This window comes from Roseateles saccharophilus, assembly GCF_004342485.1.
In the GTDB taxonomy this organism is placed as follows: Bacteria; Pseudomonadota; Gammaproteobacteria; order Burkholderiales; family Burkholderiaceae_C; genus Pelomonas; species Pelomonas saccharophila.
The window spans coordinates 1-26,206 of the sequence record NZ_SMBU01000041.1 but is presented as its reverse complement, the minus strand read 5'-3'; the positions used below and the strand labels follow the sequence as shown (position 1 = coordinate 26,206).

Below are 26,206 nucleotides of genomic sequence, written 5' to 3'. Positions count from 1 at the left end.
GGCCTTCATTAGACTCCCGCCACACCATGAGCCAGCCTCCTCGCGCTCCGGCCCCGCAGCTGAACCGCCTCGTCTACCGCGAGCTCCGGCCCGGTCGCGACTACTGGGTGCTGGACGACGCGCTGCCCGATCCGATGGCCGTGCGCGAACGCGCGCTGGCCGCGCAGGACTGGGTGCTGGGCGCGCCGTACCGGCCCGAGAGCTGGCCGGGCATGCGCCTGCAGCCCGGGCTGACGGCCGGGGAGCTGGCGCCGCTGGAGCGCTGGATGCTGAAGCAGACCGGCTGCCGTAAGGTCTATGCGCCGCAGGTGGGCGCCACCGACCGCATCAACCACAACTGCGTGCAGGTGGTGGGCATGGGCGAGGGCCGCGTCAAGCCGCACACCGACTCGCGCGCGCTGTGCACCTACGCCGCCGTGCTCTATCTGTCGCCCGACATCCCGGCCCATGCCGGCACGTCCTTCTTCCGCGTGGTCCATCCGGACGGCCGGCTCGGCGGCAACTGCGTGCCGTCGCGCTTCGCGAACCTGGTGGAGGCCTTCGGCACGCGCTTCGTGCCCAACGGCCTGTTCGTTCCCGACGTCGCGGTCGATGCGCGCTTCAACCGCCTGCTGCTCTACCGCGCCGACCTGATCCACAGCGCCTCGGCCTATGTCGGCGAGGCGCTGGCCGAGCGCCGCATGACGGCGGTGTTCTTCTGGATGGCGCGTTGACAGGCCTTGGTCACTCGCTGCCGGGGATCTGCTGGCGCAGCACGACCTTGCTCGCGGCCTTCCTGCGCATCTTGATGTTCATCATCTCGACGCCCAGCGAGAAGGCCATCGCGAAGTAGATATAGCCCTTGGGCACATGGTGGCCGAAGCCCTCGGCCACCAGCACGACGCCGACGACGACGAGGAAGCTCAGCGCCAGCATCTTGATCGTCGGGTGGTCCGACACGAAGCGGCCGATGGGGCCGGCGAACAGCATCATCAGGCCCACCGAGCAGATCACGGCGCCGATCATCACGCGCACGTCGTCCACCATGCCGACGGCCGTGATGATGGAGTCCAGCGAGAACACCAGGTCGATCAGCATGATCTGCAGGATGACGGCGCCGAAGGCCGCGCGGGCCTTGCCGCCGCCATGGGCCTCGTCCTCGCCCTCGAGCGAGCCGTGGATCTCGCCGGTGCTCTTCCAGATCAGGAACAGGCCGCCGCTGATGAGGATGAGGTCTCGGCCCGAGATGCCCTTGTCGAGGACCGGCAGCGTGAACAGCGGCTCCACCATGCCGACGATCCAGGCCAGTACCAGCAGCAGGCCGATGCGCATGAACATCGCCGCGAACAGGCCCACTCGCCGCGCCAGCTCCTGGCGGGCCTTGGGCAGCTTGTCCACCAGGATGCTGATGAAGATGATGTTGTCGATGCCCAGCACCAGCTCCAGTGCGGTCAGCGTCGCGAGGGCGATCCAGGTCTGCGGGTTGGCGAGCAGTTCGAGCATGGAGAGGCGTCCGTGGTGGGCCGGGCATTGTCGCCAGCGTCCTGCTCGCCACGGACAGCCCCAGGTTGAGCCTCGCTTCCGTTTTTCGGTGGGTTTGCGGCGCGCGCTACTTCAGAACGAGCTCCTGCAGCTCCATGTTGCCGACCAGCTTGCGCATCGTGCCGCGCTGGCCGGAGGCGCTCGTCTGCTGGCGCGCGTCCGCGGCGAGCAGGGCCTCGACCTTTTTCTGGAAGGCCTCGCCCTGGGCCTTGGTGCGGTAGTCCTTCAGCTCGACGGCGAGGATGAGGTCGGGCTCGCCGTTGCGCTGCGCGTTCACCGACAGCACGTGGTAGGAGAGGATGATCCCTTCCTTCTTGCCCAGCTCCTGCACCTTCTTCCAGTTCGCGCCGAGGTAGTCCATGTAGTTCTCGAACTGCCCCGGCTCGATCTGGATGTTGGAGAAGAACCAGACCGAGCCCTGGGTGTAGCTCGATTCCTGGGCGAACGCCGGGAAGGACAGGGTCAGCGCTGCCGCGGCAGCGCACAAGCTCGCTTTGAAGTTCATCGTGATGCTCCTTGGAGGATTGAGGCCCGGCGGCGTCGGGCCGTGGGCTGCCGGCAGTGTCTGGAGGGCCCCTCGGCGCAGCGATGTCGATGTGACCGGCACGGCAAACCGGCCACCGAGTCCGGCCCAGCCGCGACGGGATGGACGAACGCCCCGAAATGCGCCGCGAACTAGGGGATGACGCTCGTCACCCCTGTCCCGCGGGTGACTGTGGCGCGCTCGCATGCGCCCCGATGGCGCGGGGGCATGAATTGGCCTACAACCCGGCCATGCTGCCCATCGCCGCCGCCGTCAGTGCCAAGCGCCCTCTGCAGGGCGCCGAGGTCGATGCGGCCCTGAGCAATTCGCGCCTGGTCTCCGTCTGCGAGACGACCAACCCCGACGAGGCCCAGGCCATCCTCTGCGGCGTCTACGGCCCGCACGCGCTGCGCGTCGGCCACGAGGGCAGCCTCGCGCTGAAGCTGCGCGGCGCCGAGTTCGCGCGCCTGCATCTGGGCGAGGTGCGCTACGGCACGCCCACGCGCATGGCCATGCCGCGTGCCCACGGGCACTGGGTGTTCTCCTATCTGCGCCAGGGCGAGGTCTGGCGCAGCGCCGACCAGGCCCGCTACGGCGCGGGCGACGCCGGCGTGATGGCGCCCGACGAGGTGCAGGGCCTGGAAATGTCCGGCGACATGGAACTGCTGAACCTGCGTGTGGCCGATGCCGACATGGCCGGTGCCTGCCGCGCGCTGCTCGGCTCGGACCTGGCCCACCCGCTGCGCTTTGCCGACCGTTGCGGTGCCGGCGGCGCGCCGGTGGCCGCGCTGCTGCGCGTGCTCGGCCATCTGGCTGCCACGCCCGCCTATCCGCATGTGGCCGCGCAGCGCCTGGAGGCCAGCCTGCGCGACGCGGCCCTCTTCGAGCTGCTGCTGGCCTGGCCCAACAGCTACACCCGCGGCTTCGACTCTCCGGCCGCGCTGCCGCCGTCGACGAAGCGGGCGCGCGACTACATCCATGCCCACGCGGCCGACGTGCCCTCGGTGGCCGATATCGCGGCGGCTGCCGGCGTCGGCGTGCGTGCGCTGGCGCGCGGCTTCGAGCGCCACTTCGGCGTGTCGCCGCAGCGCTATCTGCAGCAGTACCGGCTGGACCGCGTGCGCGAGGAACTGCGCGCCGCCGTCGGCTCCGGTACGACGGTGACCGCCATCGCCGCGCAATGGGGCTTCTGGCAGCTCGGCAGCTTCGCGGCGCGCTACCGCGAGCGTTTCGGCGAATCGCCCAGCCAGACGCTGAACCGGCGCGGAAGTTCCGAATCGGCACAGCGCGCTGCCGATACGCCATAGCCGGCCCGCGCACCGGTCGCGACCATGCCTGCACGCCGCCACCCAGACGCGGCGACCGGAGACAGAGCATGAGACTCAAGCCCATCGCGCGCGCCGCGGCCCTGGCCCTGCTGCCGGCGCTCGCCGCGGCGCAGACCGCTCCCGAAGCCACGCAGCAGATCGAGCGCGTCGTCATCACGGCCGAGCGCCGCGTGACCGTGCTGGACACGACGCCCGCCGCCATCACGGCGCTCAGCGGCGCGCGCCTGGCCGAGCGTGGCGACACGGGCCTGGCGGACCTGGCCCTGCTCAGCCCCAACACCAGCTTCACGAACGGCCAGGGCGCCAGCCAGGTCTTCATCCGCGGCATCGGCAACGTCTTCATCCTGGCCGGCGGCGACCCCGGCGTGGCGCTCTACAACGACGGCGCCTACGTCTCCGACCAGACCAGCTCCAACACGGCGTTGTTCGACACCCAGCGCGTCGAGATCCTGCGCGGCCCGCAGGGCGCGCTCTACGGCCGCAACGCGACCGGCGGCGCCGTCAACATCATCTCGGCGCTGCCGACGAGCAGCTTCCAGGCGCGCCTGGGCCTGCTGGTGGGCGGCGACAACCGGCGCGAGAGCGAGGGCTTCGTGTCCGGCCCGCTGAGCGACGGCCTGCAGGGCCGGCTGTCCTACCAGGTGCGCGAGTCCGATGGCTACACGCGCAACCCGCTGGCCGGCCAGGCCGCCGGGCCGGTGCTGCCCGGCGGGCCGGGCTCGGTGGGCCCGAAGCGCCTGGACGACCTGTCCAGCCGTGCACTGCGCGGCCAGTTGCAGGCCAGCCTGGGCGGCGCCGGCACGCTGCGCTTCGTTGCCGGCCACTACCGCGAGTCCGACGCCGGCATGAGCGTGCCCGTGCTGGCCGACCCGGCCGCCATCCCGGTGCTGCTCTACGACGTCACGCAGAGCAGCGACCCGCGCGTCGTCAAGAGCCAGGGCGCCAGCAATCGCGTCGACGTGGACACGGCGCTGGCGTTGCTGGAGCTCCCGGTCGGCACGAACACGCTGAGCGCGTCCCTGAGCTGGCGGCGCAGCAAGGCCGACCGGCTCTGGGACAGCGACGGCACCGAGGCCCTGGTCGCGACCTCGGGCTTCTCGACCGCCAGCACCGACAAGGGCCTGGACATCCATCTCGCCTCCGACGACGCCGGCCCGTGGCAGTGGATGGCCGGCGTCACCGCCATCGACTTCGACCAGCGCCAGGACATCGCCATCAGCGCCCAGGTGCCGCTGGGCTTCATCGTGCCGGGCCAGCCGCTGACCGTGCCTTTCCCGGGCGGTGTGGGCTTTCTGCTCGGCGGCACGGTGCATACGCGCTCGATGGCCGCCTACGTGGACCTGCGCCACGCGCTGAACCCGCAGTGGTCGCTGCTGGCCGGCCTGCGCGTCAACCACGACAGCAAGCGCGCCGACGAGTACCAGAACATCGCCGCCTTCGGCCTGGCCGGCACCGGCCACCCGAGCGACGGCTGGACGAGCATGCCGGGCAGCATCGGCGTCGAATACAAGCCCGCTGCCGGCACGCTGGCCTATGCGCGGCTGGCGCATGGCTTCAAGTCCGGCGCGGTCAACCTCGGCGCGCTGCAGCCCAACCTCGTCAAGCCCGAGAAGGTCGCGAGCTTCGAGCTCGGCTTCAAGTCCGAGTTCCTCGAGCGCCGCGGCGTGCTCAGCCTTGCGGCCTTCAGCAGCCGCTACAAGGACATGCAGGTGTCCCAGGTCGGCCAGGCGATGACCCTCCTGGCCAACGCCTCGGCCGCGCGCATCGATGGCGTCGAGATCGAGACGGCGCTGAAGCCGCTGCCCGCATTGACGCTGTCCGCCGGCGTCGGACTGATGGACCCGACGTACACGGCCTTCACCAACGTCGACCTGCGCAACGCGCCGACGACGCCGGTCAACGTGCGCGGCCGCCAGCTTGCGCAGGCGTCCAGGCAGCAGCTCACGGTCGGTGCCGAGTGGGCCGGCAGCGTGGCCGAGCTGCGGGCGACGCTGCGCGCCGACTACAGCTGGCGCGGCCGCTTCTACTTCACCGAGTTCAACACGCCGGACGCGATGCAGGGCGCCTACGGCCTGCTGAACCTGAGCGCCACGCTGCGCCCCGCGGCCGGGCACTGGAAGCTCTGGGCCAACGTGCGCAACGCCAATGACAAGGCCGCCTTCACGAGCATGAGCATCGCCTCGCCCGTGCTCGGCGCGGCGCGCCAGGTCACTTACACGCCGCCGCGGCAGTTCGCCGTCGGCCTGAGCTACGACTTTTGAACTGCTGGGTGAGGAGCACACCATGAAGCATCTGCAAGGCCATCACCAACCGCGCTGGGAAGGGCTGGCGCGCGCCTTCGACGCGCTGTTCGAACAGGGCGACGACCTCGGCGCGTCGCTGGCGCTGACGGTCGAGGGTGAGCTCGTCCTCGACCACTGGGGCGGCTGGTGCGACGAAGCCCGCACCCGGCCCTGGCAGCGCGACACGCTGACCCATGTCTGGTCGACGACCAAGACGATGACATCGCTGTGCGCGCTGACGCTGATCGACCGCGGCGAGCTGGACCCGAACGCGCCGGTCGCCTGCTACTGGCCCGAGTTCGCTGCCAACGGCAAGAGCGGCATCCTCGTGCGCGACGTGCTCGGCCACACCTCGGGCGTCAGCGGCTGGGAGCAGCCGATGACGATGGGCGACCTCTGCGACCGGGAGCGCAGCACGGCGCTGCTGGCCACGCAGTCGCCGTGGTGGGCGCCGGGCAGCGCCTCGGGCTATCACGCGCTGAACTACGGCCATCTCGTCGGTGAGCTGATCCGCCGCGTGACGGGGTCGAAGACCGGCGACTTCCTCGCGCAGGAGCTGGCCGGGCCGCTGGGCGCGGACTTCTACATCGGCCTGCCGCCGGCGCTGGATGCCCGGGTCGCCCGCGTCGTGCCTCCACCACCATCCTCGATCGACCTGGCGGTGCTGGACCTGGCCAGCCCCATGGTGCGCACGCTGGCCAACCCGGCGCCCGACGCCGCCTACAGCCACCGCGAGGACTGGTGCCGCGCCGACATCGGCGCCGCCAACGGCCATGGCAATGCGCGTTCCGTGGCCCAGCTGCAGTCCATCGTTGCCTGCGAGGGCACGCTGGGCGGGCGCCGCTGGTTGAAGCCGACGACGGTGGCCCGCATCTTCGACGTGCAGGCTCGCGGCGTCGACCTCGTGCTCGGCGTGCCGCTGTGCATGGGCCTGGGCTATGGCCTGCCCGAGCCGGCCACGCTGCCCTTCATCCCCGAGCAGCGCATCTGCTTCTGGGGCGGCTGGGGCGGCTCGCTGGTGCTGGTGGATGTGGAGCGGCGGCTGTGCCTCGCCTACATGATGAACCGCATGGCGCCCGGGGTTGTCGGCGGGCCGAACGCGGCGGCGCTGGTGCAGGCGCTCTACGCCAGCGCTGGCTGAAAAAAGAAAACCCGCCAGCGGCGGGTGGGTGACTGACGGCAGCGCGGGGGCTCAGACGATCCAGACCGGCGCCTGGGCGGCGGCCAGTGTCGTCGTGTCGCGGCGGCCTTCGATGACGACGCGCGGCAGTTGGGCGACGGTGCTGGCCTCGGCGCGCTTGCCGACGACGACCACGCGCTCCAGCTTCACGACCTGCGAGGCCGGGGCGGCCTTGTGGTTGGCCAGGCCGACGCCGATGGCGGCAGCGGCGGCGACGGAAGCGATGGCGACGATGAAGGTGGTGGCGGCGGTGTTCATGGCGGGCTCCGGTGGGTTGGCTGTGTCAGTGCTTGCAGTGTCTGCAGGCACGCCCAGTGCCGCGAGCCCCGCGCGACGAATCGCCGGCGCAGGCGGATGAAGCGCAGATTCCGGAGATGAGCTAGGGCCGCCCTGACCCGGCGTTAGCGTCTCGCGCTGGACGGCGTGCCGGCCCAGCCCGCCGCTGCCCAGGCGCGGCGCAATTGCAGCTCGGAGTTGAAGCCCGCTGCCTCGCTGGCGGCCGCCACGCTGGCGCCGGCCTGCAGGTTGTGCCTGGCCACCGCCAGGCGCACGCTGCGCAGCCAGGCCTGGGGGCTGGTGCCGGCGTGCTGGGCGAACAGCCGGCTCAGCGTGCGCGGTGTCGTGGCGGCGAGTTCGGCCATGCGCTCCAGCGGCCAGTCCTCGGCGGGCGCCCGGCTCAGCGCGTCCTGCACGCGATGCAGGCGCGCGTTCAGGTGCTGGCGGTGGGCCAGCAGCGGCGACAGCTCGGGGTCGGCCGGGCCGCGGCGCAGGGCCACGGCCATCTGCTCGGCGACGCGCGCGGCCACCAGCTCGCCGGCATGCAGCGCGATCAGGTGCAGGGCCAGGTCGATGCCGGCCGTCACGCCGGCGCTGGTGAAGACCTCGCCGTCCTGCACGAAGACGCGGTCCTGCAGCACGGTGGCCTTGGGCGCAAGGCGGGCGAGCTGATCCAGGTGCTGGTGGTGGGTGGTCACGCGGCGGCCGTCGAGCAGGCCGGCCCGGGCGGCCAGCAGGGCGCCCGAGCAGACGGTGACGAGGCGCAGGCCGGTGCGGCCGGGCGCGAGGCGGGCCAGCCAGGCGAGGAGTTCGCTGCGGGCCGCGGGCGTCCTCGCCTCGGCCGCCGACGTGCGGCCGACGAGCACGACCCAGCTGCCCTCGGGAAGCGCGGCCGGCAGCGGCTCCAGCGCCTGCAGCTGCACGCCGACCGAGCCGGTGGACTCGGCCCCTGCGGCGACGAAGCGCAGCGCGAAGGGCGCGACGCCCAGGCCCAGCGCGGCGATCTCCTGGCTGGCCAGGCGCAGCGCCTCGGCCGGGCCGGCCCAGTCGAGGACGAGGCTGTCGTCCTGCAGCACGAAGACGACCTGCTTGGCCTGTCTGGCTTCAGGCAAGCGCGGCTTCCTCGTCGGTCACGGCCCGCAGTGCGGCCTCGGTGTCCATCACGCGGGCAAAGCGGCCGGCCAGCACGGCGGCCGTGCGGGCGCGGAGCTGGGCGGGCGTCAGGGGCGAGCCGTCGGGGTGCTGCATCGTGAACGTGAGTGTCGCCTCGGGCACGTAGATGACGTCCCAGCCCAGGTCGGACGCATGGCGGGTCGTCGTCTCGCAGCACTGCTCGGTGCGGATGCCGCTGATGACGAGCTGGCGTATGCCCTGCCGCGTCAGCCACACGTCCAGGCCGCTGGCCACGAGGGCGCTGTGGCGGCTCTTGTGCACGGTCAACGCGGCGTCGAAGTCGCGCAGGCCGGCCAGCGGCCGCACCTGGCCGCTGGCCAGGCTGAAGGGGTCGGTGCCGCTCGCGTCGGGCACGACATGGAAGACGCGCACGATGGGCAGGCCCGCCGCCTCGAAGCCTTCGATGAGGCGGTTCTGGGCGGCCAGGTAGGCGGGCAGGCCGTCGGCCTCGAAATAGGGGCGCCCGGCGAAGGATTGCTGGACGTCGATGACGATGAGGGCGGTGGTCATGAGGGGTCTCGGTGGGGGCTGTTTCGAGGTTCTCAGTGTTCCGCCGGCTGCCATCCGTCGCCACGCGCCGGCAGACGGAGATGGATCAATTCAGGACAGGTTCAGGGCCTGCAGCAGCTCGTCCGGCGAGTAGGCCTGGCGGCGCTGGGGCCAGGCCTGTACCAGCGCCTTCATCCGGGCGTTCAGCGGCGCCGCGCGGTGCAGGCTCTCGGCCAGGCGTACGACCTCGCCGCAGAGGGCGTCGACCTCGGTCGTGCGGCCCTGGGCCAGGTCGTCGGCCATGCTGGAACGGGCCTTGGCGTCGATGCGCAGCATGCGCGCGGCGGCCAGGCGAAAGACCAAGGTCGGCATGCGCAGCAGGGCCAGCAGGCGGCGCGGCGGCAGCGCCGTGAGCTGGGCGACCGGGCGGTGGGCGGCGTCCAGCAGGTCCAGCGCTTCTTCCTGCAGCGCCGCCAGCACGCGCCGGTAGCCGCGCTGCAGTAGCTCGTCGCGCAGCGGCCGGCCGGACAGGGCGTTGACCGGGTTGTTCAGGTTCAGCAGCAGCTTGCCCCACTGCACCGGGGCGAGGTTGGCATGCAGGTCCAGCCGCATGCCGATGCGGGCCAGCGCGGTCTGCCAGGCGGCCAGGGCGGTGTCGTCGGCGCTGGCCTCGACCGCCAGCGCACCGCCGGTGCCGCGGTGGTAGTGGCCGGGCGCCAGCTCGGCGACATTGAAGGGCACCATGCCGGCATGCCAGTGCAGCTGTGGCGTGGTGGCGCGGGCGAGGTCGGCATTGCCGATGCCGTTCTGCAGGCTGACGACGGGCGTGCCCTGGGGCAGCGTCAGGCCCAGGGCCGTCGCCGCCTCGGCCGTGGCGCCGGACTTCACGCACAGCAGCACCAGGTCGGGCCTGAGGCCGGCAGGCGGCTCGTCGTGCAGGCGCAGCTCGAGGGCGGGGATGCTGCGGTCCAGGCCGTCCTGGTCGGTCAGGCGCAGCCCGTTCCTGCGCAAGCCGGCCAGCACGCGCGGGCGGCCGACGAAGTGCACCGGCACGCCGGCAAGCTGGGTCAGGCCACCGACATAGCAGCCGACCGAGCCGGCGCCCATCACCAGAACGCCGGTCATCGCGGCAGCACTCAGACGGGATGCGCCAGGTCGCGCAGATGCGTCGGGCCGACGCGCTGCTCGATTTCCTCAAGCAGCCGGCGCCCCCAGCCCAGCATGAACATCGCCTCGCCGACGACGAACATCGGGCCGACGAGCAGGCCGACGAGGTCGTCGACGAAGGCGGGCTTGCGGCCCTCGTAGTAGTGGCCGATGAACTGGAACACCCAGCCGACGACGAAGCTGCCGACGCCGATGCCGAGCCAGCTGGTCGTCGAGCCCTGGGCGGCGGTCATGGCCAGCGCGGTCAGCACGCCGTTGGCGATGGCGGTGGCGGCCCCGAGCACGAGGTTGCCGCGCGTGAGATACCAGAGCGCCGTGACGGCCCAGACGACGATGGCCGCGTTCATCGGCGCGGCGCCGACCGTGAACTCGACGCGCGCGAACAGCACGCTGACGGCGAAGACGATCAGCGGAATGCCGATGAAATGGGTCGCGATGTTGCGGCGGTCGCGGTGGTAGGCGGCGTATTGCGCCATCAGGTCGAGGGCGGGGCGGAACAGGCTGGCCATGATCGGGCTCCGTGCGGGGGGAGAGTGATGGCTATGCTAGACCAGCCCGGCGTTGCGGCGCGGGGCGTCCCTGTCCAAACCCCCGAATGAGCGTGCAGTTTGAGCGTCCCAACCCCATCGATGTCGCCCGGGCGACGCGGCCTGCTGGCGCTGGCCCTGGCCCTGCTGGCCGGCTGCGCGAACCCGCCGCCCGCGCCGCCGAGCGCCGCTGAACCTGCGGGCGGCAATGCGCTGCGGGTGCTGGTGTTTCGCGGCGGGTCGGCCGCGCGCCTCGGCCACAACCATGTGCTGCGCGCGGGCGACCTGCGCGTGGACTGGCCGGCGGCGGGGCCGGTGCTGAGCTTTCGGCTCGACGCGCTGGACATCGACCCGCCGGCGCTGCGGGCGGGCTTGGGGCCGGCGTTCGCAAGCGCCGTGGACGACGAGGCCCGCGCCGGCACGCGTGCCAACCTGCTGAAGGCGCTGGATGCGGCGGCCCACCCCGAGGTCGTCGCACGCACGCTGCAGCAACTGGGCGAGGGGCCGCGGCGCGCGGTGGAGGCCGAGATCGCGCTGCACGGCAGCGTGCGCCGGCAGTGGTTCGTCGTCGAGGTCGAGGGCCGGCGCGCACGCGGGGAGGTCGTCATCCGGCAGAGCGACTTCGGCATCCAGCCCTTCACGGTGCTGGGCGGGTTGCTGGCGGTGCAGGATGAATTGGTGGTGCAGTTCGAGGTGCGCCAGCCGTAGGGCGCCAAAGCAGTTGCCGCGACTTGGCGGTGCACGTTCATGCGACGGGCCCCCATTGCTTGCCAATCACGACCCAGCCGTGCCGTGGTCTCGATTTCCGGATTCGTACTCGCCCGTGAGTGGGCCGGGCTCGGAGAGAGCGCGGGAACTGGCTCGATCGCCATGCGAGGGCGCGTTAGGCGCTCACGCCGACCTTTGCCAGCCATAGAAGCGCAAGGATCGCAGCGAAGTAGGCCACGATTCCTGTCCATTCGAAGAACCTTTCTAGACGCACCTGATCCCTTCGACGAGGGAGCAGGCGCAATGCGCCCTTGCTGCCCAAGACGATCAAAGCCTCGCTGATGCGTTGATGCCGCACACGGATCTGGTGCGGGCCCATTTCATCGTCCGGAACCCAGGCCCACAAACCGTTGCGAAATTCGAGCTTGGTACGGTCTCCGTTTTCTTCAAAATACACCGTGTCGATGATGTCGTTCACTGCGCGCTCCAGCACGCGGTAAAGGCGGGCACCCGTCGAAGCGTCTACGACGACAGGATTCCCGACCCATCGCGTCCAATCGCAGAATCCGAACATGGCCCGGGATTCATCTGGGGAAAGCGTCATGCACGCGAAGGCCATTTCGGTCTCAATCCTGCAGTCGCCTCAGCATCAGCAGCTTGTCCAACCTCCGCCCGTCAGGCAGGCGTATCGCGTCCGGCAGGCGGCCGTAACGCTCGAAGCCCTGGCTCTCGTAGAGGCCGACGGCGGTCTGGTTGGTGGCCGTCACGCTGAGGGTGACCTGGGCCAGGCCCGGCGTGGCGTGCAGCCGCTCGAGCGTGTCGGCGAGCAGAGCGCGGCCGATGCCTCGGCCGCGGTGGCTGTCGCCCACCATCATGCCGACGAGGTGGGCGATGTGCTGCACTTTGCGGCGCGGCTCGCGCTCGCAGGTCAGCGCGCCGATGAGGCGGCCGCCGTCCAGCGCGACGAGGGTGAAAAGCGTCGTGTTGCTTGTGAGCCGGCTGCGGTAGCTGGCGAGGTCGCGCTGGCTCTCGGTCTCGGCGTCGGAAGTGAAGGCTTCGGGATGGGCGGCCAGCATCGAGTCGCGCAGCGCCTTGTAGGCGAGCAGGTCGGGCTCGAGCATGGGGCGGATGCTGAGTTCAGCCATGCAGGTCGTCGAGGTGGTTGAGGTTAGCAAAGGCGGCTTCGTCGTCGAAGTGTGCAACGCCGTGGGGCTGGCCGAGCATCCAGCGCAGCACGGCCCGACCGCCGGTGGCCAGATGGGCCCTGAGCGGTTCGCGCAGCCGGGCCTGCAGCAGCGCGTGGGTGGGGTGCTCGCGTGCGGCCCGGGCGAACGCGAGGCCGTGGGGGCGGGCGGCGGCGAGCAGGCGCTCGGCCAGGTCGGGCGGCAGGCGGGGGCAGTCGCAGGGGGCGGTCAGCAGCCAGGCGTCGGCCGGGATGGCCTCGAGCCCGGCCAGCATACCGGCCAGCGGCCCGGCGAATTCGAAGCCGGGCGGGTCGGCCAGCACCGCGTGGCCGAGGGCGGCATAGGCCTCCAGGTTGCGGTTGGCGCTCACCAGCACGCGACCGACCTGGGGCGCGAGGCCTGCGATGACGTGGACGGCCAGCGGGCGGCCCTGCAGCAGCTGCAGGCCCTTGTCCAGGCCGCCCATGCGCATGCCGCGGCCGCCGGCCAGAACGAGCCCGTGCAACGTGTTGCGGCTCACTTCGGCGGCTCGCCCATGGCGCCGGGGAAGGCGTCGCCGTCGATGCGCGGGCCCTTCATCACGGCCATCACCCAGCAGCCGATCAGCCAGGTGACGACCATGGTCAGCGCGAACAGCATGGTGCCGATGACGATGAAGTCGATCAGCATGCGGCTGTGCTCGGGGGCGGGCGCGAGGCCGGGCGTGTAGAAGCCCTTGGCGAAGTCGCCGGCCAGCCAGGGCAGGCCCAGGCTGGCCGCCACGGCCCAGGCCGCGCGGCGGCGCAGCTGCGGCGTGAACCAGCTCGGGCGCGCCATGCCTCAGCCGCCGATGTAGTGCATCTCGACGCGCCGCTCGCCCTCGGGCGTCGCGGCGCCCTGGCCGCGCAGCTGCGAGTAGCGATCGCTGCGTCCCTGCCAGACGCCGGCGATGGCGGACGCCAGTTGGCCGTCGTCCACCGGCTCGGCGCCGCGCAGCAGGCCGCGCAAGTCGTGGCCGCGATGGGCGAACAGGCAGGTGTAGAGCCGCCCCTCGGTGGACAGGCGCGCGCGGTTGCAGTCGCCGCAGAAGGCCTGGGTCACCGACGAGATGAAGCCGACCTCGCCGCCGCCGTCAGCATAGGCCCAGCGCTCGGCGGTCTCGCCCGGCGCGCTGTGCGACAGCGGCGCCAGCGGCCATTCGGCGGCGATGCGGCGCTGCACCTCGGCGCTCGGCAGCACCTGGTCCATGCGCCAGCCGTTGGTGGCGCCGACGTCCATGTATTCGATGAAGCGCAGCACGACGCCGCTGTGCCTGAAGTGGCGCGCCATGGCCAGGATCTCGCCGTCGTTGACGCCGCGCTGCACGACCATGTTGACCTTGATCGGCCCGAGGCCTGCGGCCTGCGCGGCGTGGATGCCGTCCAGCACGTCGGCGACCGGAAAGCCGACGTCGTTCATGCGCTGGAAGACGGCGTCGTCCAGCCCGTCCAGGCTGACCGTCAGGCGCTTCAGGCCGGCAGCTTTGAGCGCGCCGGCCTTGCGGGTCAGCAGCGAGCCGTTGGTGGTCAGCGTCAGGTCGAGCTCGCGGCCGTCGGGCGTGCGCAGCGCGGCCAGCATCCCGATCAGCGTCTCGAGGTGGCGGCGCAGCAACGGCTCGCCGCCGGTGATGCGCAGTTTTGCGACGCCCAACTGCGTGAAGACGCGGGCCAGCCGCGTGATCTCCTCAAAGCTGAGGAGGTCGGCATGGGGCAGGAATTCGTGGTGCTTGTCGAAGACCTGCTTGGGCATGCAGTAGCCGCAGCGGAAATTGCAGCGGTCGGTCACCGAGATGCGCAGGTCGTGCAGCGGCCGGCCTAGCGCATCGGCCAGCGGGAGTCCTGGCGGGCCGGACTGTGCGGCCGCGGGCGGCGACGCCACGCGCAGCGGGCGGGCGTCGTGCAGGGGGATCACGCGGGCGGGCATGGCGGCATTGTGTCAGCCGCCGAATGACCGGGGGGCTTGCAGTGGCTGCCCCGGCGCGCTTGAATCGGCCCGGATGGCTCCTCCGATCCTTCACCCCGACCTGCCGCACTTTATTGCCTTCGGCGAGGCCCTGACGGACCTGATCCGCACCGGGCCGGACAGTTGGCGCAGTGCCTGCGGCGGTTCGCCGTGGAGTGTGGCGGTGGCGATGTCGACGCTGGGCCAGCTGAGCGCCTTCGGAGGTGCGATCAGCCGCGATGTCTTCGGCAAGGAGATCTGGCGCGCCAGCCAGGAGGCCAACCTGGACATGCGCTTCATCCAGCAGCTGGCGCGGCCGCCGCTGCTGGCCGTCGTGCACGAGCTGGACCCGCTGCACTATTTCTTCATCGGCCAGGACAGCGCCGACCTGCATTTTCGCCCCGAGGGTCTGCCGCTGGGCTGGACGCGCTCGCTGCGCTGGGCGCACTTCGGCAGCCTGGGTCTGGTGCGCGAGCCGTTGGCCGGGCGGCTGCTGTCACTGGCCGAGGCTTTGAAGGCCGAAGGGCGGCTGATCAGCTACGCCCCCAGTTTCCGCGCGCCGCCGATGGACGCCAGCTACGACGACACGCTGGAGCAGATGTGCCGGCTGGCCGATGTCATCAAGGTGTCGGACGAGGATCTGCGCGGCCTGTTCCGGCTGCCCGACCACCGTTCGGGCCTGGCCCAGATCGCGGCCTGGAACCCCGGCGCCTGGCTGCTGCTCACGCGCGGCGAAGCCGGAGCGACGCTCTTCCACGGCGTCGAGGAGTGCAGCGCGCGGCCGCCGCGCGTCGACGTGGTCGACACGGTGGGTGCCGGCGATTCGGCGCTGGCCGGCCTGCTGGACAGCCTGATGCGCAATGCCGCGGCGTCGGCCGAGCAGCATCTGCGCTGGGCGCTGGCCGCAGGCGCGGCGGCCTGCACGGCGGCGGGCTTCGCGCCGCCGCGACCGAAACAGGTGGCGGCGCTGGCCGACGCCGTCGAAATCCTCGGCGACTAGGGTTTTCCCGTTCCCTACTTGATCCAGATCAAGGGGTCTCTTACGATTAACCGACCGGTCGGTAGAGGAATTTCATGTCCGAGCAATTGATCCAGATCGAGCAGCACGGCGCCGTGTGCCTGCTGCGCCTGAACCGCCCCGAGGCGCTGAATGCGCTCACCGCGGCCCTGCTGGGCCAGCTGCGCCAGGCGCTGGAGGCGGCGGCCGAGGATGGCGCGACGCGCGCGGTGCTGATCACCGGCGCGGGCCGCGCCTTCAGCGCCGGCCAGGACCTGGCCGACCCCCATGTGGCGCCCAGCCGCGAGCCTGGCGTGGCACCCAAGGACATCGGCCACATGCTGGACCACTACTACGTGCCGCTGGCGCTGCGCCTGCGCAGCATGCCGGTGCCGGTGGTGGCCGCCGTCAACGGCGTCGCGGCCGGCGCGGGCGCCAACATCGCGCTCGGCTGCGACCTGGTGGTGGCGGGCGAGGGCGCGAGCTTCATCCAGGCCTTCTCCAAGATCGGCCTGATCCCGGACTGCGGTGGCACCTGGCTGCTGCCGCGCCTGGTGGGCCGCGCCAAGGCGCTGGAGCTGGCGCTGCTGGGCGACAAGCTCAAGGCGGCGGACGCGGCGGCGTTGGGCATGATCAGCCGCGTGGTGCCCGATGCCGAACTGCAGGTCACCGCGATGGCGTTGGCACAGAAGCTCGCCGGCATGCCCACCCGCGCGCTGGCCGAGACGCGCCGTGCGCTGGACGATGCGCTGAAGCTGGAGTTCGAGCCGGCCCTCAAGCGCGAAGCCGCATTGCAGAGCCAGCTCGGCTTTGCCTACGACTTCCTGGAGGGCGTGGCCGCCTTCATGGACAAGCGTCCACCCGAATTCAAGGATCGGTGATGGAGCCTCAAGCCATTGCCGACAAGGTCCGCGACGCGATGTTCGCGGACGACGCCGCCAGCCAGATGCTCGGCATGCGCGTCGCCGAGATCGCGCCCGGCCGCGCGGTGCTGACGATGACGGTGCGGGCCGACATGCTGAACGGCTTCGCGATCTGCCACGGCGGCCTGATCGCGACGCTGGCGGACTCGGCCTTCGCCTTCGCCTGCAACAGCCGCAACGCGCTGACCGTGGCCTCGGGCTTCGGCATCGACATCCTGAAGAGCGCGAAGCTCGGCGACGTGCTGACCGCGACGGCCGAAGAGACCTCGCTGGCCGGCCGCACCGGGCTCTACGACATCACGGTGAAGAACCAGGGCGGCGAGCTGATCGCGATGTTCCGCGGCCGCTCCTACCGCCTCGGCGAACGAAAGGTATTCGAAGCATGACCGTCAGACAACCACAACCCGGCGACCTCGAGCCCATCGAGACCGCCAGCCGCGATGAACTGCAGGCCCTGCAGCTGGAGCGCCTGCGCTGGAGCCTGCAGCACGCCTATGACAACGTCGCGCACTACAAGGCCAAGTTCGATGCGGCCGGCGTGCACCCGTCGGACCTGAAGACGCTGGCCGACCTGGCGAAGTTCCCGTTCACGACCAAGCAGGACCTGCGCGCCAACTACCCCTTCGGCATGTTCGCGGTGCCGCGCGAGAAGATGGCGCGCATCCACGCGTCCTCCGGCACCACGGGCAAGCCCACCGTCGTCGGCTACACGCTGAAGGACATCGACAACTGGGCCAATCTTGTCGCGCGCTCCATCCGCGCCGGCGGCGGCCGGGCGGGCGACCTGGTACACATTGCCTATGGCTACGGCCTGTTCACCGGCGGCCTGGGCGCGCACTACGGCGCCGAGCGCCTGGGCTGCACCGTCATCCCGATGAGCGGCGGCCAGACCGAGAAGCAGGTGCAGCTGATCACCGACTTCAAGCCCGACATCATCATGGTCACGCCCAGCTATATGCAGGTGCTGATCGAGGAGTTCGCCCGCCAGGGGCTGGACGCGCGCGAGTCCTCGCTGAAGATCGGCATCTTCGGCGCCGAGCCCTGGACCGAGGCGATGCGCAAGGAGATCGAGCTAGGGGCCGGCATCGATGCGGTGGACATCTACGGCCTGTCGGAAGTGATGGGCCCGGGCGTGGCCAGCGAGTGCATCGAGAGCAAGGACGGCCCGGCCATCTGGGAAGACCATTTCTACCCCGAGATCATCGACCCCGAGACCGGCGAGGTGGTGCCCGACGGCAGCGAGGGCGAGCTGGTCTTCACGTCGCTCACCAAGGAGGCCATGCCCGTCATTCGCTACCGCACGCGCGACCTGACGCGCCTGCTGCCGCCCACGTCGCGCAGCATGCGCCGCATGGGCAAGATCGTCGGCCGCAGCGACGACATGCTCATCATCCGTGGCGTCAACCTGTTCCCGACCCAGGTCGAGGAGCTGGTGCTGCAGGAGCAGGGCCTGGGCGGCCAGTACCAGCTCGTCGTCACGCGTGACGGCCTGCTGGACGAGCTGATGGTCCGCTGCGAGCTGGCCGTGGATGCCGTCGACGATGGCATCGGCCGGCGGCTGGGCGAGCGCATCAAGAACCTGATCGGCGTGACCGCCACCATCCGGGTCGAACCGAACAACTCCATCGAGCGCACGCTGGTCGGCAAGGCCCGCCGCGTCGTCGATCAACGCAGGAAGTAAGGAGCCCAGCATGTATACCCAAGCCATGGATTTGATGGCCCGGGAAGCCAAGCCCAAGGTCGTCAAGAGCGCCGAGGAGCTGGCCCGCGAGGAAGCCTTCGAGGCGCGCATCGACGCCGGCGACTTCATCGAGGCCAAGGACTGGATGCCCGAGCACTACCGCAAGACGCTGGTGCGCCAGATCAGCCAGCATGCGCACAGCGAGATCGTCGGCATGCTGCCCGAGGGCAACTGGATCACGCGCGCGCCGACGCTCAAGCGCAAGGCCATCCTGCTCGCCAAGGTGCAGGACGAAGGCGGCCACGGCCTCTACCTCTACGCCGCCGCCGAGACCCTGGGCACCAGCCGTGACGAGATGACCGCGGCGCTGCTGTCCGGCAAGGCCAAGTACAGCTCCATCTTCAATTACCCCACGCTGAGCTGGGCCGACATCGGCGTCATCGGCTGGCTGGTGGACGGCGCGGCCATCATGAACCAGGTGCCGCTGTGCCGCTGCTCCTACGCGCCCTATGCGCGGGCCATGATCCGCGTCTGCCGCGAGGAGAGCTTCCACCAGCGCCAGGGCTACGAGAGCCTGCTGGTGATGATGCAAAAGGGCACGGCCGAGCAGAAGGCCATGGTGCAGGACGCGGTGAACCGCTGGTGGTGGCCGTCGCTGATGATGTTCGGCCCGGCCGACAAGGACTCGCCCAACTCCGAGCAGAGCATCCGCTGGGGCATCAAGCGCGTCACCAACGACCAGCTGCGCCAGAAGTTCGTCGATGCGACCGTGCCCCAGGCCGAGATCCTCGGCGTGACCCTGCCCGACGTGGAGCTGAAGTGGAATGCCGGCCGTGACAGCCACGACTTCGGCCCCATCGACTGGAGCGAGTTCTGGCGCGTGGTGGGCGGCGAAGGCCCCTGCAACCGCGAGCGTCTGGCCGCGCGCAACAAGGCCTGGGACGAAGGTGCCTGGGTGCGCGAAGCCGCGCTGGCCCATGCGAAGAAGCAGGCCACCAAGGCCGAAGCAGCTTGAAGGATCACGACATGAGCAACACGCAAAACGAATGGCCACTGTGGGAAGTCTTCGTCCGCAGCAAGGCGGGCCTGGACCACAAGCACTGCGGCAGCCTGCACGCCGCCGACCCGGCCATGGCCATCCAGATGGCGCGCGACGTCTACACGCGCCGCCAGGAGGGCACCAGCATCTGGGTCGTGCGCTCCGAGCAGATCGTCGCCAGCGATCCGGTCGAGAAGGGCAGCCTGTTCGAGCCGGCCGATGACAAGATCTACCGCCACCCCACCTTCTATGAGCTGCCCGAGCAGCTCAACCACATGTGATGGACGCCAAGCTCAACTACGTCCTGCAGCTCGCGGACACCTGCCTGATCCACGCCCAGCGCCTGGGCGAGTGGTGCGGCCACGCGCCGGTGCTGGAGGAAGACCTCGCCCTGTCCAATATGGCCCTGGACCTGCTGGGCCAGGCGCGTGCGCTGCTGACCCATGCGGGGCAGCTGGAAGGCGCCGGCCGGGATGAAGACCAGCTCGCCTTCCTGCGCGAGGAGCGCGACTACCGCAACCTCGTGCTGGTCGAGCTGCCCAATGCCGCGGCCAGCCCCAGCGACGGCAGCGGCGGCCGCGACTTCGCGCTGACCACGCTGCGCAATGCCGCGCTGTCCGTCTGGCTGGAGTTGCTCTACGAGCGCCTGCAGGCCAGCGCCGACGCCGAACTGGCCGGCATTGCTGCCAAGTCGCTGAAGGAAGTGCGCTACCACCGCCAGCACAGCAGCGATTGGGTCGTGCGCCTGGGCGACGGTACGGGCGAGTCCAAGGCCCGCATGCAGGCTGCGCTGAACCTGTTGTGGCCCTATCTCAACGAGCTGTTCGCGGCCGAAGGTGTCGACGGCGTCGGCCCCGCGTGGCGGGAGCTGGAGCCCGACTGGCGCGCCCGCTGGGCCACGCTGATGCAGGAGGCCGGCCTGAACCTGCCGCGCGACAGCGCGATGCAGCCCCAGGGCCACCTCGGCATCCACAGCGAGCATCTGGGCCATCTGCTGGCGACTATGCAATACCTGCAGCGCGCCTACCCCGGGGGCGCGTGGTGAACCTCGAAGCCGCCCGCGAGCGCCTCGCCGCCGTGCCCGACCCCGAGATCCCGGCGATCAGCCTGGTGGAGCTGGGCATCGTGCGCGAGCTGCGCGAGACCGATGCGGGCCTGGAGGTCGTGCTGACGCCGACCTACAGCGGCTGCCCGGCCACCGAGCTGATTGCCGACGACGTGCGCGCGGCGCTCAGCGAGTTCGGCGCGGTGACCGTCACGATGCAGCGCGTGCCGGCCTGGAGCACCGACTGGATCACGCCCGAGGGCCGCGACAAGCTGCAGCGCTACGGTATCGTGCCGCCGCAGTGCAGCGCCGAGCAGGCCATCCGTGTGGTGCCCAGGCTGCGCTGCCCGCGCTGCGATGGCACCAAGACCGAGCAGTTGTCGCGCTTCGGCTCCACGGCCTGCAAGTCCACCTGGCGCTGCATCGAATGCGGCGAACCCTTCGAATACTTCAAGCCGATCTAAAGCGATGGCACTCCACTTCCACCCCCTGCGCGTGAGCTCCGTCGAGCGCGACACCGACGACGCGATGGTCGTCGGCTTCGAGGCACCGGCCGAGGGCTTCGCCTTCGAGCCCGGCCAGTATCTGACACTGCGCGCCAGCGTCGGCGGACAGGAGCTGCGCCGCAGCTACTCCATTTGCTCTGATCGCGCCCTCAAGGTCGGCATCCGCCGCGTCGATGGCGGCGCCTTCTCGGGCTGGGTGCACGAGCAGCTGAAGGCCGGCGACGTCGTCGAGTCCTACCCGCCGCAGGGCCGCTTCGTCATGCCGGCGGCCCGGGCCGCAGCGCGGCATGTGCTCTTCATCGCCGGCGGCTCGGGCATCACGCCCATCCTCAGCTTGCTGACGGCGCTGCTGGAGCGCGAGCCGGGCGCGCGTGCGACGCTGATCTACGCCAACCGCCGCACCGCGTCGACGATGTTCAAGGAAGAACTCGAAGACCTGAAGAACCGCTTCATGACGCGGCTGTCCCTGCACCTGATCTTCAGCCGCGAGGCGGTGGACGCGCCGCTGTACGGCGGGCGCCTGGACGCCGGCAAGCTCAGCGCCTTCCTGGCCGGCCCGGTGCCGGCGGCGGGCGTGGACGAGGCCTTCGTCTGCGGCCCCTTCGAAATGAACGACCAGGCCGAGGCCGCGCTGCTGGGCGCGGGGGTGCCGGTGGAGCGCATCCACATCGAGCGTTTCGGCACGCCCGAGACCCTGGCCGGCAAGCCGGTGCCGCACGAGGTCAAGCCGGGCGATGCGCCCGAAGCTCGCGTGACCGTCATCCGCGACGGCATCTCGCGCGAGATCGAATTCCACACGAGCGACCCCAGCCTGCTCGACGCCGCCGCGCGCGAGGGCATGGACGTGCCCTTCTCCTGCAAGAGCGGCGTCTGCTCCACCTGCCGCTGCAAGCTCGTCGAGGGCGAGGTGCGCATGGACAAGAACTTCGCGCTCGACAAGGCCGAGGTCGCCGCCGGCTTCATCCTGAGCTGCCAGGCACATCCGTTGACGGAGCGTGTCGTGATTTCCTTTGATGAGCGTTGATGGCTCGTAAACGCGCCCCCGGCTTCGAAGCCCAACGCGAGGACATCCTCGCCGCCGCCGCCCGGCTGTTCGCCGACCAGGGCTTCAGCGCCACGTCGATGAACCAGGTCGCCGAGGCCTGTGGCGTGGCCAAGCCCACGCTCTATCACTACTTCCAGGACAAGCAGGAGCTGCTGGCCCAGATCTGCGACAGCCATGTGCATGCCCTGCTGGCGCTGGTGGGGGAGGTCAAGGCCCAGCAACTGCCGCCCGACGCCCAGCTGCGCGCCATGATCGAGCGCTTCACGCGCGCCTATGCCGACGCCCAGGCCCAGCACCGCGTGCTGACCAGCGAGATCAAGTTCCTCGCCGATGCCGAGCGCGAGCGCCTGCTGGACGTGGAGCGCCGCGTCGTCGGCGAATTCGCGGCGGCCCTGTGCCTCGTGCGGCCCGAACTGCGCGACGCGCGCCTGCACAAGCCGCTGACCATGCTGCTTTTTGGCATGATCAACTGGACCTTCACCTGGCTGCGTCCCGACGGCGAGTTGTCGCACGAGGCGCTCGCGGCCCTGGTCAGCGACCTGTTCTTCGGCGGCCTCGGCGCGGTCCATGCGTCACGGCCCGCCCTTGTCCAATAACCCCGAGGAGACACCCCCATGAAGCAATTCAAGCAACTCGCCCTGGCCCTGGCCGCCACGCTGAGCCTGGCCGCCGTGCCCGCCTTTGCCGACATCAACGTCGGCGTGACGCTGTCGGCCACCGGCCCGGCCGCCTCGCTCGGCATCCCGGAGAAGAACACCGTCGCGCTGATGCCCACGACACTCGCCGGCCAGAAGGTGAACTACATCGTGCTGGACGACGCCTCCGACACGACGACCGCCGTCGCCAACACGCGCAAGCTCATCACCGACAACAAGGTCGACGTCATCATCGGCTCCACCGTCACGCCCAACTCGCTGGCGATGATCGACGCGGTCTCGGAGTCCGGCACGCCGATGATCTCGATGGCGGCCTCGGCCCGCATCGTCGAGCCCGTCGACGCGAAGAAGAAGTGGGTCTTCAAGACGCCGCAGAACGACATCATGATGGCCCTGGCCATCGTCCAGCACATGGTGGACAACGGCGTGAAGACCGCGGCCTTCATCGGCTTCGCCGATGCCTATGGCGAGGGCTGGTGGGGCGAGTTCAACAAGATCGCCGCCACCAAGCACCTCAACATCGTCGCCAGCGAGCGCTACAACCGCACGGACACCTCCGTCACCGGCCAGGTGCTCAAGCTCGTCGCGGCCCGGCCCGATGCCATCCTGATCGCCGGCTCGGGCACGCCCGCGGCCCTGCCGCAGAAGGCGCTGAAGGAGCGCGGCTACGCCGGCCGCATCTACCAGACCCACGGCATCGCCAACAACGACTTCCTGCGCGTCGGCGGCAAGGATGTCGAAGGCACGCTGCTGCCGGCCGGCCCGGTTCTCGTCGCGGCCCAGTTGCCCGCCGACCATCCGGTGAAGAAGAGCGCGCTGGACTACATCGCCAAGTACGAGGCGGCCAACGGCAAGGGCAGCGTGTCCACCTTCGGCGGCCATGCCTGGGATGCCGGCCAACTGCTGGCCGCTGCCGCGCCGGAGGCGCTGAAGAAGGCTCAGCCGGGCACGCCGGCCTTCCGTGCGGCGCTGCGCGACGCGCTGGAGAACGTGAAGAACGTGGCCGGTGCGCACGGCGTGTTCAACATGTCCGCGGCCGACCACCTGGGCCTGGACCAGCGCGCCCGCGTGATGGTCAAGATCGAAAACGGGACCTGGAAACTCATCAAGTGAGCACACTCCAAAGCTATATCGCCGGCCGCTGGGTCGGCGCGCGCGCGGCCAAGCCGCTGGCCAGCGCGATCAACGGCCGCGTCGTCGCGTACACGCACGAGGAGGCCCTCGATTTCTCCGAGGCCATGAGCTATGCGCGTGGTACGGCGCTGCCCGGCCTGCTGCGCAGCCACTTCCAGGACCGCGCCCGCGTGCTGAAGGCGCTGGCCGCCTATCTGATGGAGCGCAAGGAAGCTCTGTACGCGATCAGCGCCCACACCGGCGCGACCCGGGCCGATTCGTGGATCGACATCGAGGGCGGCATCGGCACGCTGTTCGCCTATGCCTCCATCGGCGGCAAGGACCTGCCCAGCAGCAATGTGCTGCACGAGGGCCCGGCGATGCGTCTGGGCGCCAACAACCACTTCATCGGCAGCCATGTGCTGGTGCCCAAGCGTGGCGTGGCCCTGCACATCAACGCCTTCAACTTCCCGATGTGGGGCATGCTGGAGAAGTTCGCGCCCAGCTTCCTGGCCGGCATGGCCTGCCTCGTGAAGCCGGCCACGGCCACCAGCTATGTCGCCGAGGCCTGCGTGAAGCTGATCGTCGACTCGGGCCTGGTGCCGGCCGGCGCGCTGCAGCTCATCATCGGCGGCACGGGCGACCTGTTCGAACGCCTGGACGAGGCCGACGTCGTCACCTTCACCGGCAGCGCCGACACGGCGTTGATGTTGAAGGCCCACCCCAATCTGCTGAAGAAGAGCATCCCCTTCAACGCCGAGGCCGACAGCCTGAACTGCGCCATCCTCGCGCCCGATGTGACGCCCGAGGACCCGGAGTTCGACCTCTTCATCAAGGAAGTGGCCCGCGAGATGACGGCCAAGGCCGGCCAGAAGTGCACGGCCATCCGCCGCACGCTGGTGCCGCGCCATTTGGTCGATGCGGTCGGCACGGCGCTGAAGGCGCGGCTGTCCAAGATCGTCGTCGGCGACCCCGCCGTCGAGGGCGTGCGCATGGGCGCGCTGGCCAGCAAGGCCCAGCAGGCCGATGTGGGCGAGCGGGTCGCCCAGCTGGCCGCGCAATGCGATGTGCTGCTGTCCGCCAAGGACGGCTTCGCTCCCAGGGGCGAGGGCGTTGGCGACGGCGCCTTCTTCGCGCCCACGTTGCTGCTGGCGCGCGACCCGGCCGCCAGCGACGCCCACCACGTCGAAGCCTTCGGCCCGGTGACGACGCTGCTGCCCTATGGCGACTTCGAGGAGGCCCTGCACCTCGCGACGCTCGGCCGTGGCAGCCTCGTCGGTACCGTCTGCACGAAGACGCCGGCCCTGGCCGCCCAGGCCGTGCCGACCTTCGCCGCCTGGCATGGCCGCATGCTGGTGCTGGACCGCGAGGCGGCGCTGGAGAACACCGGCCATGGCTCGCCGCTCCCGAAGCTCAAGCACGGCGGCCCCGGCCGCGCGGGCGGCGGCGAGGAACTGGGCGGCCTGCGCGCGGTCAAGCACTATCTGCAGCGCTGCGCCGTGCAGGGCTCGCCGACGATGATCTCGGCCGTCACCGGCGAGTACCAGCGCGGCGGCGCGGTCACCGAAAGCGAGATCCATCCCTTCCGCCGCTACTTCGAGGATGTCGAGGTCGGCATGAGCCTGCTGACCCACCGCCGCACCGTCGGCGAGGCCGACATCGTCGCCTTCGGCGGCCTGTCGGGCGACTATTTCTACATGCACTTCGACGAGGTCGCGGCCAAGGAATCGCCGTTCGGCAAGCGCATCGCCCATGGCTACTTCGTGCTGTCGGCCGCGGCGGGCCTGTTCGTCAGCCCGGCGCCCGGCCCGGTGCTGGCCAACTACGGCCTGGAGAACCTGCGCTTCGTCACGCCGGTGGCCATCGGCGACACCATCCAGGCGCGCCTGACGGCCAAGCGCAAGATCGACCGCCCGCCGCGCGACGACCAGCCGGCCCAGGGCGTCATCGGCTGGGACGTGGCCGTGACCAACCAGCGCGGCGAGCTCTGCGCGAGCTACGAGATCCTGACCCTCGTCGCCAAGCGCGTTGCCGGCTGAAGTGAGCCGCGCCCGTCCGACAGGCCGCTGCAAGCCTGTCGGACGGCTCCGACAGCGGGTCTGTGCAGCCGCCGACATGGCGCCGACCCGGAGGCCCCCAGACTATCGACTTCAGAGTCGTTGAGGAGACCTCCATGTCATACCTGTTCCACCGTTCCGTCACCCGTTTCGGTCTGCCCGTCATCGCCGCGGCTGCACTGGCCGCTTGCGGAGGCGGCGGCGGTGGCGGCCAGCCCATGGCCAGCCCCACGTCTACCACCGGCACGCTGCGCGTCTCGATCACCGACGCGCCGGCCTGCGGCTTCGACCATGTCTACGTGACCGTCGAGAAGGTGCGTGTGAACGGCAGCGCCTCGGCCGGGGATACGGATTCGGGCTGGACGGACATCACGCTCGCCACGCCGCAGCGCATCGACCTGCTGGCCCTTTCCAACGGCGCGCTGACGACGCTGGGCCAGACCCAGCTGCCCGCCGGCACCTACCAGCAGCTGCGCCTCGTGCTGTCGGCCAACACGACGGCCAACCCGCTGGCCAACTCCGTGGTGCCCACCGGCGGCGTCGAGCAGGCCGTCGACACGCCGAGCGGGGCGCAGAGCGGCATCAAGCTCAATGCCGACATGACGGTCGCGGCCGACAAGGTGGCCGACTTCGCGATCGACTTCAATGCCTGCAAGTCCTTTGTGACCGCCGGCAACTCCGGCAAGGTCATCATGAAGCCGGTGCTGGCGCTGATCCCGATGCTCAGCGACGCCGGTGTTACGTCCCGCGTAGATTTCGGCTCGCGATCCCAAGCTATTCGAGGTTGAGTCAAGGCTGCTGTCTCGCGAAGAATTGGACGGGACTCG

Annotated in this window: 30 protein-coding genes; 18 read left to right on the top strand and 12 right to left on the bottom strand. The window is 70.4% G+C overall.

The annotated features are described in order from the left end of the window. The first annotated feature begins 26 nt into the window (after positions 1-26). Entirely contained in the window at positions 27-713 is a 687-nt protein-coding gene (locus EV671_RS22750; protein WP_132576131.1) for a DUF6445 family protein, read from the top strand. A gap of 10 nt (positions 714-723) precedes the next feature. Here the strand turns inward: EV671_RS22750 and EV671_RS22745 are convergent, their stop codons facing one another. Continuing rightward, positions 724-1,482 carry a TerC family protein gene (locus EV671_RS22745; RefSeq protein WP_132576129.1) on the bottom strand — a complete coding sequence of 253 codons (759 nt, stop codon included), beginning with the start codon at positions 1,480-1,482 and terminating at the stop codon, positions 724-726. A 106-nt stretch (positions 1,483-1,588) separates the two neighbouring features. After that, positions 1,589-2,026, bottom strand: coding sequence for a hypothetical protein (locus EV671_RS22740; protein ID WP_132576127.1), 438 nt, complete (start codon positions 2,024-2,026; stop codon positions 1,589-1,591). A gap of 269 nt (positions 2,027-2,295) precedes the next feature. On the opposite strand from EV671_RS22740, the gene EV671_RS22735 reads away from it, so the two are divergent. From EV671_RS22735 to EV671_RS22725, 3 genes are all read left to right on the top strand, one after another. Next, positions 2,296-3,351: an AraC family transcriptional regulator gene (locus EV671_RS22735; protein WP_165917690.1), complete on the top strand. Its 1,056-nt coding sequence runs from the start codon at positions 2,296-2,298 to the stop codon at positions 3,349-3,351. A gap of 68 nt (positions 3,352-3,419) precedes the next feature. Then, positions 3,420-5,633 (top strand): TonB-dependent receptor, encoded by a 2,214-nt coding sequence (locus EV671_RS22730; RefSeq protein ID WP_165917689.1) that lies wholly within the window; start codon positions 3,420-3,422, stop codon positions 5,631-5,633. A gap of 22 nt (positions 5,634-5,655) precedes the next feature. Continuing rightward, the gene (locus tag EV671_RS22725; protein WP_132576121.1) at positions 5,656-6,795 is read left to right on the top strand and encodes a serine hydrolase domain-containing protein; all 1,140 of its coding nucleotides are present in this window, start codon (positions 5,656-5,658) and stop codon (positions 6,793-6,795) included. A 51-nt stretch (positions 6,796-6,846) separates the two neighbouring features. Here EV671_RS22725 and EV671_RS22720 read toward each other — a convergent pair whose 3' ends face one another. The 5 genes from EV671_RS22720 to EV671_RS22700 all read right to left on the bottom strand — a co-directional run bounded on the left by EV671_RS22720 (position 6,847) and on the right by EV671_RS22700 (position 10,448). Beyond that, a complete protein-coding gene (locus EV671_RS22720) occupies positions 6,847-7,092 on the bottom strand; it encodes a hypothetical protein (protein ID WP_132576119.1) in 246 nt (81 codons plus the stop codon). Positions 7,093-7,235: 143 nt separating this feature from the next. Further along, on the bottom strand, positions 7,236-8,222 hold the full coding sequence (locus EV671_RS22715; protein ID WP_132576117.1) for a GlxA family transcriptional regulator: 987 nt from the start codon (positions 8,220-8,222) through the stop codon (positions 7,236-7,238). Beyond that, positions 8,215-8,793: a cysteine hydrolase family protein gene (locus EV671_RS22710; RefSeq protein ID WP_132576115.1), complete on the bottom strand. Its 579-nt coding sequence runs from the start codon at positions 8,791-8,793 to the stop codon at positions 8,215-8,217. The genes EV671_RS22715 and EV671_RS22710 overlap by 8 nt, the downstream gene beginning before the upstream one ends. Before the next feature lie 90 nt (positions 8,794-8,883). Further along, positions 8,884-9,897 (bottom strand): 2-dehydropantoate 2-reductase, encoded by a 1,014-nt coding sequence (locus EV671_RS22705; RefSeq protein ID WP_132576113.1) that lies wholly within the window; start codon positions 9,895-9,897, stop codon positions 8,884-8,886. Between the two features lie 11 nt (positions 9,898-9,908). Continuing rightward, complete coding sequence (locus EV671_RS22700) at positions 9,909-10,448, bottom strand: Mpo1 family 2-hydroxy fatty acid dioxygenase (RefSeq protein WP_132576111.1); 540 nt, start codon at positions 10,446-10,448, stop codon at positions 9,909-9,911. A 99-nt stretch (positions 10,449-10,547) separates the two neighbouring features. Here EV671_RS22700 and EV671_RS22695 point away from each other — a divergent pair, with 99 nt between their 5' ends. After that, entirely contained in the window at positions 10,548-11,174 is a 627-nt protein-coding gene (locus tag EV671_RS22695; protein WP_132576109.1) for a YceI family protein, read from the top strand. 175 nt (positions 11,175-11,349) lie between these two features. Here the strand turns inward: EV671_RS22695 and EV671_RS22690 are convergent, their stop codons facing one another. From EV671_RS22690 to moaA, 5 genes are all read right to left on the bottom strand, one after another. Further along, positions 11,350-11,652: a hypothetical protein gene (locus EV671_RS22690; RefSeq protein WP_132576107.1), complete on the bottom strand. Its 303-nt coding sequence runs from the start codon at positions 11,650-11,652 to the stop codon at positions 11,350-11,352. 148 nt (positions 11,653-11,800) lie between these two features. Beyond that, on the bottom strand, positions 11,801-12,319 hold the full coding sequence (locus tag EV671_RS22685; RefSeq protein WP_132576105.1) for a GNAT family N-acetyltransferase: 519 nt from the start codon (positions 12,317-12,319) through the stop codon (positions 11,801-11,803). Further along, positions 12,312-12,878 (bottom strand): molybdenum cofactor guanylyltransferase MobA, encoded by a 567-nt coding sequence (gene mobA, locus EV671_RS22680; RefSeq protein ID WP_243655851.1) that lies wholly within the window; start codon positions 12,876-12,878, stop codon positions 12,312-12,314. Before mobA ends, EV671_RS22685 begins: the two co-directional genes overlap by 8 nt. Further along, positions 12,875-13,174, bottom strand: coding sequence for a hypothetical protein (locus EV671_RS22675; RefSeq protein WP_132576103.1), 300 nt, complete (start codon positions 13,172-13,174; stop codon positions 12,875-12,877). Before EV671_RS22675 ends, mobA begins: the two co-directional genes overlap by 4 nt. Positions 13,175-13,177: 3 nt before the next feature. Continuing rightward, positions 13,178-14,299, bottom strand: coding sequence for a GTP 3',8-cyclase MoaA (gene moaA / locus EV671_RS22670; protein ID WP_132576101.1), 1,122 nt, complete (start codon positions 14,297-14,299; stop codon positions 13,178-13,180). A gap of 73 nt (positions 14,300-14,372) precedes the next feature. On the opposite strand from moaA, the gene EV671_RS22665 reads away from it, so the two are divergent. The 13 genes from EV671_RS22665 to EV671_RS22605 all read left to right on the top strand — a co-directional run bounded on the left by EV671_RS22665 (position 14,373) and on the right by EV671_RS22605 (position 26,167). Then, positions 14,373-15,317: a carbohydrate kinase family protein gene (locus EV671_RS22665; RefSeq protein WP_132576099.1), complete on the top strand. Its 945-nt coding sequence runs from the start codon at positions 14,373-14,375 to the stop codon at positions 15,315-15,317. 74 nt (positions 15,318-15,391) lie between these two features. After that, the gene (locus EV671_RS22660) at positions 15,392-16,195 is read left to right on the top strand and encodes an enoyl-CoA hydratase-related protein (protein WP_132576097.1); all 804 of its coding nucleotides are present in this window, start codon (positions 15,392-15,394) and stop codon (positions 16,193-16,195) included. Beyond that, positions 16,195-16,623 (top strand): hydroxyphenylacetyl-CoA thioesterase PaaI, encoded by a 429-nt coding sequence (gene paaI / locus EV671_RS22655; RefSeq protein ID WP_132576095.1) that lies wholly within the window; start codon positions 16,195-16,197, stop codon positions 16,621-16,623. The genes EV671_RS22660 and paaI overlap by 1 nt, the downstream gene beginning before the upstream one ends. After that, positions 16,620-17,918 (top strand): phenylacetate--CoA ligase PaaK, encoded by a 1,299-nt coding sequence (gene paaK, locus EV671_RS22650; protein ID WP_132576093.1) that lies wholly within the window; start codon positions 16,620-16,622, stop codon positions 17,916-17,918. Before paaI ends, paaK begins: the two co-directional genes overlap by 4 nt. Before the next feature lie 10 nt (positions 17,919-17,928). Next, a complete protein-coding gene (gene paaA / locus EV671_RS22645; protein WP_132576091.1) occupies positions 17,929-18,933 on the top strand; it encodes a 1,2-phenylacetyl-CoA epoxidase subunit PaaA in 1,005 nt (334 codons plus the stop codon). An 11-nt stretch (positions 18,934-18,944) separates the two neighbouring features. Next, complete coding sequence (gene paaB, locus EV671_RS22640; protein ID WP_132576089.1) at positions 18,945-19,238, top strand: 1,2-phenylacetyl-CoA epoxidase subunit PaaB; 294 nt, start codon at positions 18,945-18,947, stop codon at positions 19,236-19,238. Then, positions 19,238-20,002: a 1,2-phenylacetyl-CoA epoxidase subunit PaaC gene (gene paaC / locus EV671_RS22635; protein WP_132576087.1), complete on the top strand. Its 765-nt coding sequence runs from the start codon at positions 19,238-19,240 to the stop codon at positions 20,000-20,002. Before paaB ends, paaC begins: the two co-directional genes overlap by 1 nt. Next, on the top strand, positions 19,966-20,466 hold the full coding sequence (paaD, locus tag EV671_RS22630; RefSeq protein ID WP_132576165.1) for a 1,2-phenylacetyl-CoA epoxidase subunit PaaD: 501 nt from the start codon (positions 19,966-19,968) through the stop codon (positions 20,464-20,466). Before paaC ends, paaD begins: the two co-directional genes overlap by 37 nt. Positions 20,467-20,470: 4 nt before the next feature. Next, positions 20,471-21,532 (top strand): 1,2-phenylacetyl-CoA epoxidase subunit PaaE, encoded by a 1,062-nt coding sequence (gene paaE, locus EV671_RS22625; RefSeq protein ID WP_132576085.1) that lies wholly within the window; start codon positions 20,471-20,473, stop codon positions 21,530-21,532. Next, positions 21,532-22,149: a TetR/AcrR family transcriptional regulator gene (locus EV671_RS22620; RefSeq protein ID WP_132576083.1), complete on the top strand. Its 618-nt coding sequence runs from the start codon at positions 21,532-21,534 to the stop codon at positions 22,147-22,149. Before paaE ends, EV671_RS22620 begins: the two co-directional genes overlap by 1 nt. A gap of 18 nt (positions 22,150-22,167) precedes the next feature. Continuing rightward, positions 22,168-23,322 carry an ABC transporter substrate-binding protein gene (locus EV671_RS22615; protein ID WP_132576081.1) on the top strand — a complete coding sequence of 385 codons (1,155 nt, stop codon included), beginning with the start codon at positions 22,168-22,170 and terminating at the stop codon, positions 23,320-23,322. After that, positions 23,319-25,361 (top strand): phenylacetic acid degradation bifunctional protein PaaZ, encoded by a 2,043-nt coding sequence (paaZ, locus tag EV671_RS22610; protein ID WP_132576079.1) that lies wholly within the window; start codon positions 23,319-23,321, stop codon positions 25,359-25,361. The genes EV671_RS22615 and paaZ overlap by 4 nt, the downstream gene beginning before the upstream one ends. 134 nt (positions 25,362-25,495) lie before the next feature. After that, positions 25,496-26,167, top strand: a complete 672-nt coding sequence (locus EV671_RS22605; protein ID WP_132576077.1) for a DUF4382 domain-containing protein — start codon at positions 25,496-25,498, stop codon at positions 26,165-26,167. Positions 26,168-26,206 lie beyond the last annotated feature (39 nt).